The organism is Leptolyngbya sp. PCC 6406 (assembly GCF_000332095.2).
Taxonomy (GTDB): domain Bacteria; phylum Cyanobacteriota; class Cyanobacteriia; order Phormidesmidales; family Phormidesmidaceae; genus PCC-6406.
The window spans coordinates 2,139,517-2,154,737 of record NZ_KI913949.1 but is presented as its reverse complement, the minus strand read 5'-3'; the positions used below and the strand labels follow the sequence as shown (position 1 = coordinate 2,154,737).

Annotated in this window: 13 protein-coding genes; 5 read left to right on the top strand and 8 right to left on the bottom strand. The window is 55.8% G+C overall.

The features are described 5' to 3' along the window. Position 1 precedes the first annotated feature (1 nt). Both LEP6406_RS0209720 and corA read right to left on the bottom strand, forming a co-directional pair. The gene (locus LEP6406_RS0209720; RefSeq protein WP_008314177.1) at positions 2-514 is read right to left on the bottom strand and encodes an adenine phosphoribosyltransferase; all 513 of its coding nucleotides are present in this window, start codon (positions 512-514) and stop codon (positions 2-4) included. 100 nt (positions 515-614) lie between these two features. Then, the gene (gene corA / locus LEP6406_RS0209715) at positions 615-1,766 is read right to left on the bottom strand and encodes a magnesium/cobalt transporter CorA (RefSeq protein ID WP_008314179.1); all 1,152 of its coding nucleotides are present in this window, start codon (positions 1,764-1,766) and stop codon (positions 615-617) included. Between the two features lie 124 nt (positions 1,767-1,890). Between corA and LEP6406_RS0209710 the strand changes: the two genes are divergently transcribed. Both LEP6406_RS0209710 and LEP6406_RS0209705 read left to right on the top strand, forming a co-directional pair. Further along, positions 1,891-2,685 (top strand): sulfite exporter TauE/SafE family protein, encoded by a 795-nt coding sequence (locus tag LEP6406_RS0209710; protein WP_008314181.1) that lies wholly within the window; start codon positions 1,891-1,893, stop codon positions 2,683-2,685. A gap of 38 nt (positions 2,686-2,723) precedes the next feature. After that, on the top strand, positions 2,724-3,953 hold the full coding sequence (locus LEP6406_RS0209705; RefSeq protein WP_027269008.1) for an acetate/propionate family kinase: 1,230 nt from the start codon (positions 2,724-2,726) through the stop codon (positions 3,951-3,953). A 134-nt stretch (positions 3,954-4,087) separates the two neighbouring features. Here LEP6406_RS0209705 and LEP6406_RS0209700 read toward each other — a convergent pair whose 3' ends face one another. The 5 genes from LEP6406_RS0209700 to LEP6406_RS0209680 all read right to left on the bottom strand — a co-directional run bounded on the left by LEP6406_RS0209700 (position 4,088) and on the right by LEP6406_RS0209680 (position 8,735). Beyond that, positions 4,088-4,897, bottom strand: coding sequence for an ABC transporter ATP-binding protein (locus LEP6406_RS0209700; RefSeq protein ID WP_008314185.1), 810 nt, complete (start codon positions 4,895-4,897; stop codon positions 4,088-4,090). 361 nt (positions 4,898-5,258) lie between these two features. After that, on the bottom strand, positions 5,259-6,314 hold the full coding sequence (locus LEP6406_RS0209695; RefSeq protein ID WP_027269007.1) for an ABC transporter substrate-binding protein: 1,056 nt from the start codon (positions 6,312-6,314) through the stop codon (positions 5,259-5,261). Positions 6,315-6,454: 140 nt separating this feature from the next. Continuing rightward, entirely contained in the window at positions 6,455-7,108 is a 654-nt protein-coding gene (gene gmk, locus LEP6406_RS0209690; protein ID WP_008314189.1) for a guanylate kinase, read from the bottom strand. 152 nt (positions 7,109-7,260) lie between these two features. After that, on the bottom strand, positions 7,261-8,016 hold the full coding sequence (locus tag LEP6406_RS30165) for a lysozyme (protein ID WP_008314190.1): 756 nt from the start codon (positions 8,014-8,016) through the stop codon (positions 7,261-7,263). A gap of 401 nt (positions 8,017-8,417) precedes the next feature. Further along, positions 8,418-8,735: a hypothetical protein gene (locus LEP6406_RS0209680; protein ID WP_008314192.1), complete on the bottom strand. Its 318-nt coding sequence runs from the start codon at positions 8,733-8,735 to the stop codon at positions 8,418-8,420. A gap of 276 nt (positions 8,736-9,011) precedes the next feature. On the opposite strand from LEP6406_RS0209680, the gene LEP6406_RS0209675 reads away from it, so the two are divergent. From LEP6406_RS0209675 to LEP6406_RS0209665, 3 genes are all read left to right on the top strand, one after another. Beyond that, the gene (locus LEP6406_RS0209675; RefSeq protein WP_008314194.1) at positions 9,012-9,722 is read left to right on the top strand and encodes a pseudouridine synthase; all 711 of its coding nucleotides are present in this window, start codon (positions 9,012-9,014) and stop codon (positions 9,720-9,722) included. A 436-nt stretch (positions 9,723-10,158) separates the two neighbouring features. Continuing rightward, a complete protein-coding gene (locus LEP6406_RS0209670; RefSeq protein WP_008314197.1) occupies positions 10,159-12,249 on the top strand; it encodes a serine/threonine phosphatase in 2,091 nt (696 codons plus the stop codon). 209 nt (positions 12,250-12,458) lie between these two features. After that, positions 12,459-13,826 (top strand): adenylate/guanylate cyclase domain-containing protein, encoded by a 1,368-nt coding sequence (locus LEP6406_RS0209665; protein WP_051463651.1) that lies wholly within the window; start codon positions 12,459-12,461, stop codon positions 13,824-13,826. Positions 13,827-14,029: 203 nt separating this feature from the next. Here LEP6406_RS0209665 and LEP6406_RS0209660 read toward each other — a convergent pair whose 3' ends face one another. Then, positions 14,030-15,220, bottom strand: a complete 1,191-nt coding sequence (locus LEP6406_RS0209660; protein WP_008314201.1) for a D-Ala-D-Ala carboxypeptidase family metallohydrolase — start codon at positions 15,218-15,220, stop codon at positions 14,030-14,032. Between the last annotated feature and the right edge of the window lies 1 nt (position 15,221).

Below are 15,221 nucleotides of genomic sequence, written 5' to 3'. Positions count from 1 at the left end.
ATTAATACTGCACCAAGCTGACGATGGGAGCCTCTGGGAGTTTTTTCCGTCCCTCTAGAGCCAGAAGTTCAATGACGAACCCATATCCCGCTACGGTGCCGCCCGCTTGGGTAATTAGGGCGGCGGTGGCGGCAGCGGTGCCCCCGGTGGCAATCAGGTCGTCGATAATCAGCACCCGACTGCCAGTGGGGAAGGCATCCTGGTGTAGTTCTACGCGATCGCTGCCGTACTCTAAGGCATACTCGGCGCTGTAGATGGCGGCGGGCAGTTTCCCTGGTTTTCGCACGGGTGCAAATCCCACCTTCATTTGGCAGGCGAGGGGGACGCCAAACATAAATCCCCGTGATTCAATGCCGACGATGTAGTTGGCTTCAAATTCAGCACATTGGGCCGCTAATAGATCGATGGTGTGGCGTAGCGCTTCACTATCCGCCAGCAGTGGGGTAATGTCGCGAAATAAAATCCCCGGCTTGGGAAAGTCAGGGATATCGCGGATCAGACGTTTGATGTCCATGGGATAGGAAGCGATGGCGAAAAATCACCGATATCCTACCAGAGACTTGCAAGCGAGAGACGGGGACCACTGGTCCTGGGCATTCTCTTAGGGTTTCAAGTTAGGGCTTCAAGGTTGAGGATGGGGCAGCGAAGTTCTGGAACCATCCCTGTCGCCAGAAAAAGATCACTAGGACGATCGCGATCGCGGCCATACCTCCCAGACAGAAGGGATAGCCCCAGGCCCAGTTCAGTTCCGGCATATTCAACGGGGAAGATTCGGGATTGAAGTTCATGCCGTACACCCCGGCGATGAAGGTCAGGGGGATGAAAATCGTGGAAATCACCGTCAACAGTTTCATTACTTCATTCATGCGATTACTGACGGAGGAGAGATATACGTCCGTCAGGCTAGAGGAAATCTCGCGGTAGGTTTCCAAAATGTCGAGTATTTGTACCATATGGTCGTAGCAATCTTGCAGATAAATCCGCACTTCTGGGGGAATCCAATCTCCCCCATCTCGAATCAGGGTGTTAATCACCGCCCGTTGGGGCCAGATTGAACGCCGCAACACCAGAAGCCCTCGCCGTAGCTCGTGAATTTTGGTCAGGGTGTGATGGGTGGGAGCGGTTACGACCTCATCTTCTAACAGGGCAATATATTCTCCGTAGGCTTCTAGAATTGGGAAAAAGCCGTCCACAATGTTGTCAATTAGGGTGTAGGCCAGAAAGGCTACCCCTTGCTTCCGCATATCTCCAAGATCACGGCGAATGCGATCGCGGATTGGATCAAAGCAATCCCACAAACTTTCCTCCTGAAACGTCAGCAGAACCTGGGGACGGAGGACAAAACTGACCTGCTCTGTCAAAAAGTGATAGCCTTGGTCCGCAGGGCGGGCCATGTGCAAAATCAGCAATAGTTGATCGTCGTAAAACTCCACCTTGGGGCGATGGGGGACATTCACCACATCCTCCAGCACTAGGGGATGCAGATTAAACACCTGGGCCAACTGACGCAGGGTTGATTCGGTGCCCAGCCCCCGCACATCGACCCAGGCCACCCCCTCAGGCTCTAAATAGGGCAGCGCCTCAGCGGGGGTTGCTAGGAGATGGCAACTCGCTTGCTGGGGGTCATATTCGATCAAAACCACTTCCGTCGGTAGAGCATCTGCTGGAATATTGAGGGTGCCGATGGGGCTTCCCGGTAGGGAATAGTTAAAGGTCAGAGACTCTTCCAACACCGACTTTTTTTGATCCGCTTTTGGACCGGCCATAGCAAAAAACCTTTAGGGATAGGAACAGTGCTCGTTTTGAGTGTGACCTACAGTTGACTCTAATTACGGTTGTAATTGCGGTATGGTTTCACAGTAAATAATCGCCTGATGTAGGAAAACCAAGATGACCGTCATGGGCTTAGGGTATCTTCTGGTCTCAGGGCTATTGGCGGGGGTGTTGGCAGGACTCCTGGGGATTGGCGGCGGCACAGTGCTGGTGCCGATCCTGGTCACCCTGGGCTATGAACCGATTCAGGCCGTGGCCACTAGCAGCTTGGCCATTATCATTACCTCCGCCTCCGGCAGTTTCCAAAACTGGCGCATGGGTTATCTGAACTTCCAGCAAGTTGCGCTGCTGGGCTTACCCGCCATCGTCACGGCCCAATTCGGTGTGCTGATTGCCGATTATCTTCCTGCCCGCTGGCTGCTGGTGGCTTTTGCCCTACTGCTGCTGCTAAATATTTACTTGGTGGGGGTACGCAAGCGCCTCGCTCTCCAAGCCTTGACGGCGACGGCGGCAGAGCCCTCGGCCCCAATGAATCCCGTCAAGATGAATCCCACGGTGGCGGGGCTGCTGACAGGGGGCACGGCGGGTCTACTGGCGGGGATATTTGGTATTGGCGGTGGGGTGATTATGGTTCCTCTGCAAATGCTGCTGCTGGGGGAACCCATCAAGCGGGCAATTCAGACCAGTTTGGGGGTGATTGTCATAACTGCGATCGCGGCCACCACAGGTCATGCCCTACGAGGCAATGTGGTGTGGCCGGCGGGAATTGTCCTAGGTCTGGGGGGCCTCATCAGCGCCCAACTCAGCACCCGCACCCTTCCCAAGCTGCCGGACCCAGTCGTGACGTTACTGTTTCGATCCCTGCTCATGGTCCTGGTCGTCTATGTTCTTTGGCAGGCATGGCAACGGTAGGATCGGAGCGAAACAATGAGCGCACCCCCCCAAATCCCATGGCCATTCTAGTTATCAATGCTGGGTCAAGTAGCCACAAGGTCGCTTTATTTGACCTAGCCCAGGGAGCCCAACCCCTTTGGCGGGGGCAGTTAGACTGGACTGCGCCTGGGGAGCAAGTGGCCTTGACGGTGACCCTTGCCTCAGGGCAGCACCGGGAAATCCTGGCGGGATGCAATGGCCCTCTGGGCCGGTCTTTAGACCATCGCGCTACGGGATTACAACACCTGCTCAACCATCTCTGGACTGGCCCCTGTGCCGTTTTGAGTGATGCCCAGGATATTCAAGCCGTAGGGCACCGGGTGGTGCATGGGGGCGATCGTTACCAGCAGAGTGTGCAGATTACCCCCACGGTCATCGCTGCAATCCGTGACCTGATTCCCTTGGCTCCGGTCCATAACCCCGCCAATCTAGAGGGAATCGAGGTGCTGGGGACAGTGCTGCCCCACTGTCCCCAAGTGGCCGTGTTCGATACTGCCTTCCATGCCCAAATGCCCGCCGCTGCCGCCACCTACCCCGGCCCCTACCGATGGCGAGATCAGGGAATTCGCCGCTACGGCTTCCACGGCATTAGTCACCGCTATGTGGCCCAACGAGCGGCGGCGATGTTAGGGCGAGACTTAGCTGACCTGCGTCTCGTCACCTGCCACCTGGGCAACGGCTGCTCCCTAGCGGCGGTGCGGGGGGGCATTAGCGTAGATACCACTATGGGCTTTACCCCCCTAGAGGGACTAATGATGGGCAGTCGATCGGGATCGGTGGATCCCGGTTTGCTGATCTACCTGCTGCGCCAGGGGACTACGGTGGATGACTTGGATCACCTGCTCAATCATGAATCTGGCCTCAAGGGTATTTCAGGGGTTTCCAATGATCAGCGGGAGGTGCTGGCGGCGGCAGCGGCGGGCAACGCCCAGGCCCAGTTGGCCACTGAGGTCTTTATCCACAGCCTGCGCCGCCATGTTGGGGCGATGATGGCTAGTCTAGGGGGACTCGATGCCCTAGTGTTCACGGCAGGTATTGGGGAAAATAGTCCCCAGATATGGCAGGCTACCTGTGAGGGGTTGGGATTTCTGGGGGTGCGTTTGGCGCAGGAGAAGCTAGCGCGATCGCAAATCGACCAAGATATTGCCACCGCCAACTCCCCGGTACGGGTCTTAGTAATCCACACCCAAGAGGAATGGGCCATTGCCCAAGACTGTGGCCAAGTGCTGGGGCTGGCAGAAGGATGAAGGCAGAAGGATGTAGGGCTTTGCCCGTGCGTAGCAGGCAGAAGGGTCAAAAGGAATTCCTCGTGAGACGAGGGCTTCTGCCCTATCAAATAGGTGAGCTATTTATGTAGGTGAGCTATTTATGCTGTCGAGCACTAGTACAGCAAGGCAGAAGGATGAGTCTCTACTTCGGCGGCGGTGAGATGAGCTAAAATCTCCCGACAATACTCGTTAAACCGGGGGGAGGTCCGGAAGTCTTCATTGCGAGGGTGGGGTTCCTCAATGGCGACCTCCGCCACAATCTGCCCTGGATTGGCCGCCATTACTACCACCCGATTGGAGAGGTACACCGCCTCATAGATGTTGTGGGTGACGAAGACTACGGTCCACTGATACTGTTCCCAGAGGTGCAGGATATCGGCATTGAGGCGGCTGCGGGTCATTTCATCCAGCGCCCCAAAGGGTTCGTCCATAAGGAGTAGATGGGGCTGGATTACCAAGGCGCGGGCTATGGAGACCCGCATTTTCATGCCGCCCGAAAGCTGGCGGGGATAGCTGCCTTCGGTGCCCTGGAGGCCGACGAGCTGAATCACCTGTTGAATCTCACTGCGACAGGTCCGCAGAGCCTTACCCTTCAACTTCAACGGGAGATGGATATTGTCTACCACGGTGGCCCAGGGCATCAGAGCTGCATCTTGAAACACAAAGGCCAGTCGGCGCTGGCCTTTCTGGGCTTCCCCCTGACCATCACTGTCTGTCAATCCCCATTGCAAACTGCCCTGGGAGGGTTCCCCCAATCCGGCAATCAGTCGCAGTACCGTACTTTTGCCACAGCCCGATGGCCCCACTAAGCTGATAAAATCCCCCGGCTGCACGGCCAGATCTATCCCCTCTAGGGCTACAGTGCCGTTGTTATAGACCTTATGGACCTGATGAAGTGCGATCGCGGGCTGCCGTGTATACATAAGTCCTGAAACCCTTGTGGACAGGGCTTGCCCCACCCTGCGGAACGAGCAAGCTCTACATTCCCCTTTCTTGATGCCGTCAGGCTATGCCCCTGCTACGCACGTCCTACGGTCTCAGGGAGGGAGAAGGGGGACCGGAAAGTTTTATTCGGCCTCCCCCTCCCCCATTTTTGGGTGAGGGACTGTATAGCCTAAGGGCATTCGAGAAAGGCTTAGCCTGCCCGATAGGGCTTGGCGGTGAGGGCCAAGATGTGTTTACACAGTAGGCGATCGCGGGAGACGGCAACATAGGGGAGTGTTACGGGGGGAGTGTTAAGGATAGTTCATCTAATCATCTAATCAGCAACACACGGGCGTGGGGTTAGCCCTGATAGTAGTCAGCGCCCTTGTTCACAAAATCCAGGGTAAACGCTTGGGTATAGTCCGTATCGGCGCTAAAGATCCCCGCCGCTGCCATGGTATTGAAGAAGGACTGCCAGCGCTCTGCGGTCATGGCTCCAATGCCCAGGGTTTCTGCATCCCCCGACATCACAATGCCGTACTCCTTCATCTTTTCAATCCCATAGGCAATTTGGTCATCGTTCATCTCCGGGTTGGCCGCCTTGATTAAAGCATTGGCGGGACTCGGATCCCCCTCTAGGTAGCTGTACCAGCCCTTGATCGAAGCATCTACAAATCGCTGCACCAGATCGGGATCGCGCTCCACCAACTCTACTCTCGTCTCAATAGTGGTGGAGTAGGGATCGTAGCCATAGTCCGCCAGCAAGAAGACAACGGGCTCAAATCCTCCTTCCTTGGCAATGGCCAATGGTTCAGAGCTGAGGTATCCCTGCTGAGCCGAAGTTTTATCCGCCAAAAAGGGTCCAGGGTTGAAGTTGTAGGGCCGTTTCATATCCTCGGTAAAGCCATACTTAGCGGTGAGGAAGGGCCAATAGGTGACGTTGGCGGCAGCGGAAATATAAATGGGTTTGCCCTGCAAATCCTCTAGGGTTTCAATGCCCTGATCGGGGTGGGCGGCTAGAATTTGGGGATCCTTCTGGAAGATAGAGGCCACGGTGACCTTGGGAATAGACTCCTCTACGGCCTTGATGGCATCGGAGCCGTAGCCCATGAAAAAATCCACCGCTCCCCCCATCAGCAGTTGGGTGCCGTTGACCTGGGGGCCGCCCATTTGGATCGTGACCTCCAGCCCATATTCTTCATAAATACCTGTGGCCACTGCTTGGTAAAAGCCCCCGTGTTCGGCTTGGGCATACCAGTTGGTACCAAAGGTGATAGCGGTCAGTTCATCGCGGGCAGATGGGCTAGTGGTGCCCTCCTCCGTAGACGATGTACCCCCACCACAAGCTGCCAAGGCTCCTGCCCCTAAGGACAAAGCCCCGTACTGAATGAAGCGACGACGATTAACGGTAGTCATGGGTCCAATCTTTATTACTAACTGGTCATTCATTACTAGTGCTCAGTCAATTAATGATTGACGGGTGACCGAAACCCTGGCGTTTAGTTGGGGTTAAATTTTGAGGGTCTTCGACCCGTCAAAATTTTCCTGACGGAACACTAGCGGGGTAAAGTACTGCCCTGGGGCGAGGGAAATAGGATCGCTTCTAGGGTCGCAACAGCGCGATCGCAGTCGTCATTGACGATTTGCACATCAAACTCAGAAGCAGCAGCAATTTCTACCGGGGCGCGGGCAAGGCGACGTGCGATCGCGGCATCGGTATCTTGACCCCGGCCCCGAATCCGCCGCTCTAGTTCTGCCGTACTGGGGGGCGCGATAAAAATTCGCAGTGCATCGGGACAGGTTTTCGCCACCTGACGGGCTCCCTCCAGTTCAATTTCCAGGATTACCTGCTGGCCCTGGCGAATCTGTTCCTCCACGGGCTGACGGGGAGTACCGTAATAATTGCCTGCAAACTCCGCCCATTCCAGCAACTGCCCCTCGGCAATGAGACCTTCAAAGGTGGGGTGATCTAGGAAGTAATAGTCCTTGGCGTGCACTTCGCCGGGGCGGGGCGATCGGGTGGTGGCCGAAGTGGACACATAGAGATCGGGATACTTGGCCCGTAGACGGTGCAATAGAGTACCCTTGCCCACCCCACTTGGTCCCGTCAGCACGACTAGCCGCCCCGGTCCAGAATTCACCGGGCGATCTAGGATGGTCGTAGAGGTCGCCTCAGGGGCCAAGGGAGTGGACGGGGGTAAGTGGGGCATTCCCAATGTCCTTGGTTACAAATGTTATGACTTAGCTTAGATTATTCTCGCGTTTTGCCCCAAATCCAGCCCGAATCCTAGGTCAGCGGGAGGGCGATGTTCCCAGACTTCCACTGGGAACGGACGGCGACGACTCTGCCTAGAACGCGATTCTAGAGAAACTGGCTGTAGTTCTGACCCAGAAATAGGGCGCGTTCCGCATTGCGGCGGCGCACTAAGCCCTGGAGTGTTTGGCCTCCGGCCTTGACCCACCGGGGAAACTCATTGGCTGCCCCATTGTAGTCCCTGCTATTGAGCAGACGGCGCATGGTGGAGTTTTGAAAGGCTCCCAGACCCACATTGAAGGCAAAGGAGACGAGGGCCGAAAATTGGTTGCTGTCGAGGGTGACGCTAACGCGATCGCGGATACCCTGCTCAAACTTTCTCAGATCCTGCTTCAGAATCTCCTCCGCTTGCTCAGCCGTGATGGTCATATTAGGCGTGACCTCTGGTGGACCCGCCATGGAGGTATGGCCATAGCCAATGGTCCACACCTTGACGGAATCTTGATAGGCCCGCAACTCTCTGCCCTCAAAGGTTTTGATCAATTTTAGCCCTGCCGCATTAATTGCTCCTGTGGCACTGGTCTCCGTGGATGGGGTGGGCAGGGTCGTATTAGGCATGGATTGCACAGGGGTTGGGGGTGCCGGGGGTGGGGGCGGCAGGGCCGGGGGTTCTGGTCCGTTGTCATAGGCAACCGTCATCGCTTGGGGGGCATCGGAGCGGGTAAACCAGGCTTTCATCCCGGAGATATTCACCACCTTCTCCTTGGGGTTGGTCTTGGAGGGATACTTCGTAATCCGTGAGATCCAGTACCCGCCCTGCATCAGGTAGATGGCTGTGTCCGTTTCCTTGATCCAAGTCCCCATGGTGACTCTCCCTGAAAGATGACCGGAAATGCTTTATTGAATACCCAATCCTATCGGCAGCGCAACGATTCTAAGCCTATGCCTGTAAAATTCCCATTCCAGATCCGAGCCTAGACCTAGGGCCTGGGGACAATTAACGGGGAAACTCTTGCGGGGTAGGCATCACCACGACCGCCCTCCTGAAGCAAGCTAGGGTCTGTAACCGCCCTATTGCAAGGAATCTGGCTTTGATTGTCCACAGCCCCTAGCCATGCAGTTGCCGGGACAAACCCTTTATCCCCGAGTCGGAGGACATTTCAGTGGGAATAGGCTGAGCGGGGCTCAACACAACCTAGGCCGCCCCAGACATGACCTGCTCTGAAACGGCCTAGATCAAATTTATTCCAGCCCAGACAGGTTGTCTATCCAGCAGCTTGGGCGGGCTGCTGACCCACGGTGGCAGAATTAGAGGGGACGAGGGGATTCTCAGCCTGAGGATCTATGGTTTGAAACTCAATGTGATTTACCAAGGTGGTTACAAAGGCAAACAGCAAAAAGGGCAAAGACAGCACCAGCACCAACCCGACAGAAACGAGAGCATAGAGTGGCTGACGCGCCCCCATCAAGCCCATAGCCGCTGCCAGACTCAAGAACAGGACGACCAGCCACGCAATAATTTGGCCGTACACGTCGCCGAAGGTCAAGGTGCAAACAAAACGATACCGTTGTAGCTTATCCATAGGAGAAATCCTGAGTAATGATGGCCAGTTGGTGATCGATCCCGTTGGGCGACCTTATCCAGTTGGATAGTTTCCAAGAGGATGATCTATTTAGGTTAGGACCAAACTATAGTCATCAGCATATCGAGCTAGTCTACCGTCGCAGGCTTTAGCCACTAGAGTTTAAAGAGGTTGCAGTAAATAGTTACATTCCTTATCGGTAGCCTCATCTTCCTGCCTCATCCGGTCCCAGATTTGCCCCTCAATTTTCGCTGAAAATTTTGCCCAAGGCCCCCTGTGGTTGGTGATCATGCCCCCTCCAGATCCCGTCATCCCCACCGCTGTCGAGAGCCACAGCGGGCATCCCGATCTGGCCCCCGGCCTCCGGTTCCCAGTGCCTATCAGTATCTAATTTTCCACAAGCCCTACGATGTTCTTAGCCAGTTCACCGATCGTCAAGGCCATGGTCTAAAGACCGGCCCAGAGGGCCATCGCGCCACTCTTAAGGACTACATCCCCCTGCCAGGAATCTATCCCGTTGGTCGTTTAGATCGCGACAGTGAAGGGCTACTGCTGCTCACCAACCATGGCCGTCTGCAACACCGCCTCAGTGACCCTGCCTACGGCCACCCCCGCACCTATTGGGTCCAGGTGGAGGGTATCCCCACCGATGATGCCCTCAGTCACCTCACCCAAGGGGTGGTGGTTCAGGGACAGCGTACCCGCCCTGCCCAAGTGCAACGGCTTACCATTCCCCCCGATCTCCCCCCTCGCCATCCACCGATCCGGTATCGCCAGAGCATCCCCACCTATTGGCTAGAGCTGACTCTGCGGGAGGGCCGCAATCGACAAGTCCGTCGCATGACCGCTGCTGTTGGCTACCCTACGCTGCGCTTGGTACGAGTCGCTATCGGATCTCTACGGTTGGCCGAGCTGGCCCCCGGCGAATGGCGGTTCCTAACGCCAGAGGAGCGCCATTCACTAGGGGCTGTGGACAATCAAAGCTAGATTCCTTGCAATGGAGTGGTTACAGCCCCTAGTACACCTAGGCTAAAATAGGCTTACCATCCTGTCGCACCAGTCCCCTAGCAGAGTGTTAGTTTGCTTCAGTAGGGTAGTCGTGGTAATGCCTACCCCGCCAGGATTGCCCCATTAAGTGTCCACAGGCCCTAATGCCCTGGGAACAACCGCGATCGCAAGGTTTGTAAAGTTTGTGCGAAATTCCCTGGGATTTCCTGAAACCTTTGATCTGATACTGCCCTAGAAATTAAGCAGGATTGGGCAGTCCTTAGAATTTCGATATATCTTTATTGAATTGTTGAAACCTGTGGGGCCATAGATTTCAGTTATTGTCCCATTTCTAGTTTCTGCTTTCTCGGGTGCGATAAGGTAATGGCACCGCTGAAAATGACTGCCTAGATTCAATGTCTCTAGGTCTCTGGTTATGCTCGTCTGTCCCCAGTGTCAGTTTGAGAACCCCTCCTCCAATCGATTTTGCCAAAGCTGTGGCAGTCCTCTCAAACCTCTCCAAGCGGTCCTGATTCCAGTACCTTCGCATCCCCATACCGTTGACGAGGGAGAAGGCGCTGCTGAAGGCTTGGGTCAAAAGGTGGCCGTCCAGTCCTTACAACTCAAGGACTGGCTCACGGGTGATCGCTACCTAGACATTGACCATCGCTACCAACTCCAACGCTCGGTCGATGCCCATCAGATCCTCGACCAAGAAATCGTTGTGGGGGTGATTGACTGTCAACCGGGGATGGCATCACCCTTGGCCCAGGCCCAAGCGGCGTTGGAGGATACCGATTTCCCCGCTGCTACTGCCGCCCTCTTAAGGGATTTGCCCCCCCTAGCCGCACCCTATCTAGAACTGCAAAGCCGCCTGTTCTCAGCAATTCCAGACCTCCACGCCGCTTGGCAGCAGGACAACCATACCATTCTGATTTTAGAAGATCGCTCCACCTGGCGCTCCCTGGCCGATCCATGGGATGGGGACGAGCTGGAACCCCTAGAGGTGGTGCACTGGCTCTATGAGATGACAGAGCTGTGGCAGGCCCTAACGCCCTGGGGTGGACAAGTCAGCCTCCTCCAGCCTGAAAACCTGTGCATTGATGACGACCAGATTCTCTGTTTGCAGCGGATCTCCTATACGCCGGAAAATGCCGCCCCTACCCTAGAGGCCCTGGGCCACTGTTGGCAAACCCTATTGTCCACAACAACCCACGCCGCCGCCGATGCCTTGGCCCCAGTGTTGGTGGTGGCTGCGGATCTGGCCAGTGGCAACCTGAGCCAAATTAAGCGGGTGCAGGAGGCCCTAGCAGAGATCGCCGATCAACTCCAGTCCGGGGAAGGGCTTTCCCCTGAGATTGTCAATCCCAATGACTATCCGCAGACGGACCCTCCCTATGGCATGGTCGAGGCTGTGGATCAGCCAGACCTACCAGACCTGCCAAACTTGGACAGTGGTGACCTAGAAACCCAGGAACCACCAGAGGATGATCTAGATCCGCTAGATCTGGATCCGGGGGATCTGGATCTAGCGGATCTAGACTCCGACGCAGATGGGATGTTCTCTGCCGACATGATCTCCGACGAAGATCTGATGGCAAACTTTCCCGATACCAATGTCTCCGGCGAAGACGTTGACGACACCACCCAAGGGGAAGACGCGGGCTTCGCCGATCTACCCACCATGGCTCTGCCCATGAAGCTCTTTAAGCTAGATGAGGCCGGTCGGACCCATGTGGGTCGCCAGCGAGATCACAACGAAGATACCTTCTTTGCCCAAACCTGGTTGGAAAAAACCAACCTACCTACAGGCCCTACCCTCAAGGCACGGGGGCTCTACATCCTATGCGATGGCATGGGGGGCCACGCTGGGGGCGAGGTGGCCAGCGCCCTAGCCGTTTCCACCCTAGAAGCCTACTTTAACCAGCATTGGCAGGAGACTCTGCCTGCGGAGTCAGCCCTGCGGGATGCAATCGCTCAGGCTAATCAGGTTATTTTTGACAAGAACGAATTGGAGGGAAAAGTCGGCAGTGGCCGCATGGGTACTACCTTGGTGCTGGTGTTGCTTCAGGACAACCGAGTCTCTATTGCCCATGTTGGCGATAGCCGCCTCTATCGCTGGACCCGCCGCCAGGGCCTCCAGCAGGTTACGGTAGATCATGAGGTAGGTCAGCGAGAAATCCAGCGGGGGGTGGAACCCGCCATTGCCTATGCCCGCCCCGATGCCTACCAGCTAACCCAGGCTCTGGGTCCCCGAGACAGTCGGGATGTGGTTCCTAGCATCACTACCCTAGAGGTCATGGAGGATATGCTGCTAATCCTCTGCTCCGATGGTCTTAGCGACAATGATCTCCTAGAGCACCATGTCAATACCCATGTGGAGCCCCTACTGCGATCGCGCCATGACCTAGAAGAAGGGGTTTCCCAACTCATTGATCTTGCCAACGAGCACAATGGCCACGATAACATTACGACGGTAATCGTCCGCCTTAAGGTCCGGCCCAACCTGGAGGCGCTGCGGACCTAGAGCATTCCTAGATAACCCTCTGCCCTAACTCAGAATGACGGCTGTCCGGATAAGTCGTCGTGATTGTCGTAAGGTTTGACAGCAGATCAGGGAGATCGCCCTTGCCCACTGGAATTGAGAGCATATTTTCCAGTGCGGTCAATGTAACGGACCTAACTATTATTTCCCGTTACCGATCAACCCTGGGCATACTTGGGGGGCATGAAACCATGGCACATTTTGGGACGCATCTACCGACTGTCAATTTTCAGCGGTCTCTGGAGCAAGCCGACGGGACAGCAGATCCTCGCTGCCTGACCTTCTCGCGAGAGAAGGATCGGGGCGTGACAGCCTTCGCCTCTAGCGCTACAACTTCTATGTCTTGTTCCACCGTCGATGGTCCGACGGGTACTTTGCTCATCATTGATGCCCATCAGGAGACATATGCCGTTTTACTGCCCCAGTTAGCCGCTATCGGCCACCAGGTGCAGCAGGTAAAATCCGGACAGGAGGCCCTAGCCCTGCTGTCCAGTTTTAAACCCGATGTGGTGGTGCTAGCAACTCAGCTACCAGGTATGAGTGGCTTTGACCTGTGCCTACAAATCAGAAAGCTGAGCCACCTGAGTCGGATACCTGTGTTATTTACCGGAGCAGGTGATTGCAGCGCAGACCGCCTCCGAGCCTTTGCCGTAGGTGGTGTTGATTTTGTCGCCCACCCCTTCTTGGTAGAGGAAATGGTGGCCCGCATCCAGAGTCATTTAACCACTGCGCGCCTCCACCATCGTTTTCAGTATCAGACCCAGCGCGCCTTGTCCGCTGGGGGCCAGATTCCTCTGCTCGCTAGCTTGCAGCGCACGCTTCACCAGCAGGCCCAGAAGCTCCAGGACCAAAACCAGAAACTCCAGGCCGAAGTCTGGGAACGGCAGCAGATGGAAAAGGCTTTGCGTTTGGAACAGCAAAAGTCGGAGCAACTGCTACTCAATATCCTGCCGCGTGCCATTGTGGATCAGCTCAAGCAGTTTCAAGGATCTCTGGCGGAGCGATTTGAGGAGGCTACGGTGCTATTTGCTGACATTGTCAACTTTACCCCCCTGGCGGCGGCGGTGAGCCCGTTGGAATTGGTGAACTTGCTGAATCAAATCTTTTCTGCCTTTGATCTTCTGGCGGAAAAATATGGCCTGGAAAAGATCAAGACCATTGGTGACGCCTACATGGTAGTTGGAGGATTACCCCTACCCCAGCCTGACCATGCCCAAGCCGTGGTGCAGATGGCCCTGGAAATGCAGATGGTAATTCAGCAGTTTTCTCGCCATGATGGTCAGCCCTTGCAACTGCGTATCGGCATCAATACCGGTGATGTGGTGGCGGGGGTGATCGGTATCAAGAAGTTCAGCTATGACCTCTGGGGGGACACGGTGAATGTGGCCAGTCGTATGGAGGCTCAGGGTACTCCAGGCAAGATTCAGGTGACGGGGGCCACCTATGAACGGCTGAAGGAGGATTTTGATTTTGAGCCCTGGGGAGAACTGTTGGTGAAGGGTAAGGGCTATATGCCCATCTACCATCTAGTCGGGGCAAAGACATCTGCCGCACGCTAGGCATGGTTGATTTTGCAGATCCGGGCAGCCAGCAAGGGGACTGCCGCCAAGTAGAGCGACCCTCACGAGCCTTTTCTATCTGGGCGGACGTCAAGCGCAGAATTGGTCGAATCTTTGTTTCAGTTAATGCGTATTTCCCTGCTGGTGCCCGACCACAGTACCGTTTTTACTGACCACTCCAACCCTCGCTTACCCGCTGTTTTTTAGAAGCCGTAGCGCCAGCGCGCCCGGTACCCGCGTGCGTCAATGTGGGTAAAGCTACTGGCACTAGCCAGTCCACCCCGATTGCTCCACCAGGACTCTAGGCGGCGGTTCACCTCTGGGGGGGCAATTCCTTGGACGACAAAGTCCACTGCATCGCCATACATGTGGCGAGAGTCCTTGGCTCCACCCACTTTGCGGTTGCTGGCTGGATCCCGATACCAGGAATTGATGGTGATTGGACGCCCGCCGAGGAAGTCCCGTACCTCCTCCATGACTTCCGCAATTTTGAGAATGCCATTGACCACCTTCTCATCCACTGGGATGCGGCTGCCGTTTTTCGTCGCCTCGGCCCAACTAAAGTGGCCGTTGGGGAGGATGGGCTCCCCTAAGTAGACGGTTCCCAACTTGGGCACGGTAATGGGGCGACCGCGATCAGGTTGGGCAATTTTAGTTTCTGGTTCAACGGGGGGATCCTGGGGCTTGTTGTCGGGAGTCGTCCCCTCTAGCTGAATGTGCTCCCTAAACACGTACCACTCATAGCGGTTCTGTTGCCCCATCAATACCCCATCGGGAATTCGGAATTTAACATGGCCACTCTCGGCGGGAGCGTCCTGAAGTACCTGGAGCCGGGTACCCGCCGCCACCAACAGTTTGTCGCTCTCCGGCAAGCGGAAACTCTGATCAGGCTTGATCTTGAATAGGGTGTCGGTCAGGACCAACAGATCAATGGCTTTTTTAGGGGCAATATCAACAACATTTTGGTTTTGTAGGTGAACGAGGAGGGTGGCCGCCCCGAGTTGCTCCGTAGCCTGCTCTAGGACGTTGGAACCGCCCCAAACCCACCGGGAGGCGCTGCCAGCACCATCCCGAAAGCCATTCCACAGGTCAAATCCCCACAGATAGGCTCCTAGGGTCCGGGTTTTGGCCTGGTGATACTTCTTAGCCATCAGCACCTCGATCACCTGGCGCTCAAATAGGGCGGGCTCCTGAAAGTTCCACTCTCGGTAGTGGAGAATGCCTGCAAACCACCAGGGAATGCCAGTGGCTTGCTCTACGGCTTCGTAGTGCGATCGCAAAGCCACTAAGCGATCGGCCACCTCCTTCACCAATGTCTCGACTTCCTGACGAATGGTACAGGTCTCAAAGGTCTTGGCGTACTCTGACTGAAGGGTTTTAAGGGTCAAGTCCATA